This is a genomic window from Chryseobacterium koreense CCUG 49689, assembly GCF_001045435.1.
GTDB classification, from domain to species: domain Bacteria; phylum Bacteroidota; class Bacteroidia; order Flavobacteriales; family Weeksellaceae; genus Kaistella; species Kaistella koreensis.
Window position 1 is genome coordinate 1 of the sequence record NZ_LFNG01000052.1, and the last position, 2,321, is coordinate 2,321.

Annotated in this window: 3 protein-coding genes; all 3 read right to left on the reverse strand. The window is 31.1% G+C overall.

Annotation, left to right across the window (positions count from 1 at the left end):
• Window positions 1–163: 163 nt before the first annotated feature.
• Window positions 164–877, reverse strand: a complete 714-nt coding sequence (locus tag ACM44_RS14685) for a hypothetical protein (protein ID WP_152669400.1) — start codon at window positions 875–877, stop codon at window positions 164–166.
• A 358-nt stretch (window positions 878–1,235) separates the two neighbouring features.
• Entirely contained in the window at window positions 1,236–1,640 is a 405-nt protein-coding gene (locus ACM44_RS14690) for a hypothetical protein (RefSeq protein WP_048500817.1), read from the reverse strand.
• A gap of 390 nt (window positions 1,641–2,030) precedes the next feature.
• Complete coding sequence (locus tag ACM44_RS15895) at window positions 2,031–2,162, reverse strand: hypothetical protein (RefSeq protein ID WP_262486493.1); 132 nt, start codon at window positions 2,160–2,162, stop codon at window positions 2,031–2,033.
• Window positions 2,163–2,321 lie beyond the last annotated feature (159 nt).

The window sequence follows — 2,321 nt, forward strand, 5'->3', positions numbered from 1 at the left end:
CTTTTGAAAAAACTGCTTTGTGTATCTAAATTCTAAAAACGATATCCCATAAGAGGACCAAAATGCCGCCGAAAAGCTACCGGAGCTTCCGTTCAACGGGCTTTCATTTGGCTCCGCCGAACCTCCGGTTTCTGGTCTTGCAGACAAAACGAAAGCTTAGTTATTAGCGGAAGTTGTTTTCTATATGTTCCCAAATAAATTCCATATTTGGAAGGAAATATAATCTCTCTTCAAGAACTTTAAATTCAGGCTTATTAATTGATTTAATTGAAAAAGGTTTAAGATTGTTATCATCAAGTATTTTTAGACCATTTTCAATTCGCTTTTCTATTTTTTTTGAATTAGTCCAAGGATAATAGTTGAAAAATAATTTTAGTCTGTCAAATGCGAAAATTGTTCGGTCTGCTTTGGACCAAAAAGTTTCATCATATTGTTTAGTTAAATTTCTCAACTTCAATTCGTCAATGTTTTCAATATTGTCATTTATTATTTGAGGCTCAAAATAAATATCAATTTCAATATCCCCAAAACTCAAAATTCCGTCGGCTGTTTTATTCCAATTGTAAAATACTCTGATTGTTCTACCATTAATTTCTTTTGTTAGTCCTTCATACTTATAAATATTCTCTTTTTGAAATCCTTTATTAAGCAGATTTTTGAAAATTCCTTTCTCAAAAATTTTGGAATGCATTTTTTTTCCAAAATAATTTGAAATTAAAACAATAACATTTATAACAGCCCAAAAAATAATCAAAAAAATAACACTTAAAGTAAGATTTCCAGTTGCAAGATATATGAATGGGAAAATAATTATGAAGAATAAAATCAAAGTCAAAAAATAAATATTTCCATCAAAGAAATATTTTCCATTTGTCATTTTCTTTATAGTAATGAATTTGTTCTCCACGATATTGGTATAAAATCCTAACTAACGTTAAAGCAAAGCTTTGGTAATCAGGTAGTTTTATTTTTGAAATTTGATAGATAAAAATAGTGAAATTTTATTGGTTAGCTGCTAAAAACAACTTCGTTTTCGAGTAGGGGAATTACAGATAACGAAAAAGGCTTGGCGGCAGTGCGGGATTAAAATATCAGACCTTTCGCTAAAAACTTCCCGAAGCCATTACTTTTTCGTGAAACTAAATTAAGTAAAAATGTGGAACAAAAAAGAAATGGCGGATTAATTAACCAAATCTTCGATGAAAACTTCAACCACGCATTGCGCCAAACATATTTTATCTGCATGCATTTTTAATTTCAAGAAGTTTCGATTCAATTTCAAAGATTTGTTTTTCAGTGTAGCCTGATGATTTTCCTATTTTAAACATTTCCATTTTATTTTTTAAGAATGTAAGAATTTTTTTTCCAACAAATATTTTCCAAAAATTGTTAGAATTTTCAATTTCATAATTAAGGTCAGAGTAGTTAATTTTATATTTAGATTCTTTTCCAAAATAGTTATTTTCAATAACAGTCAGTTTGTTTTGAAAACTATTAAATTCAATTGACTTTATATTTTTGTCAGCCATGATGTCCCAAAGAAATTTAATGATTAAGACTATTAAGATTATATAGTCTAATTTGCTATTTGCATCTAATTTTACGCGAATAAACTCAAAAGAAAGAAAAAATATAGCCATACTAAGTTACGTTATATTTAATTTTCTATAAATCTTTTTAGTGTTTGCTGAAAACATTAAATTTTCACTCATAATTTATACGCAAATTGAGTTACGCTTGCAAGTAACGGGAAAAGGCTTGGCGCAGTGCGGGATTAAAATAACAAACCTTTCGCTAAAAACTTCCCGAAGCCATTGCTTTTTCGTGAAACTAAATTAAGTAAAAATGTGGAACAAAAAGCAATGGCGGATTAAATAAACAAATTTGCAACGAAAACTTCAACCCTGTATTGCGCCAAACATCTGTTGAACTAAACCTCCGCTAGCTTTTCCCTTTTCGCCGTTTTAGTAATTTTGTATTTTTAGCAATCAAAACATTTACTATGGCTACAAAAAAAATCTCCGGAGGATTTAAGGACGAACAAAATCCTGAATCGTACCTCGAGCGAGGTTAACGGTTTTGCCCAATTCCTGCAACGCTTCGAAAGAAATATTTCCATCCTGGGCAGAAGCAAACGTACTTTCGACAATTACTCCCGTCATGGATCAAGCTGTTAAGAAAAACCGCAGAAATCCCCTCCCAAAGGCTACCAAGCGCCACAAAAAAAGCAGTTCTTCTGAAAAAACGGCTTTGTGTATCTAAATTCTAAAAACGATATCCCCATAAGAGGACCAAAATGCCGCCGAAAAGCTACCGGAGCT

What these genes read in the sequence shown, in the direction of transcription:
- ACM44_RS14685 (WP_152669400.1), bottom strand. Translation starts at nt 877, where the DNA reads ATGACAAATGGAAAATATTTCTTTGATGGAAATATTTATTTTTTGACT.
- ACM44_RS14690 (WP_048500817.1), bottom strand. Translation starts at nt 1,640, where the DNA reads ATGGCTATATTTTTTCTTTCTTTTGAGTTTATTCGCGTAAAATTAGAT.
- ACM44_RS15895 (WP_262486493.1), bottom strand. Translation starts at nt 2,162, where the DNA reads ATGACGGGAGTAATTGTCGAAAGTACGTTTGCTTCTGCCCAGGATGGA.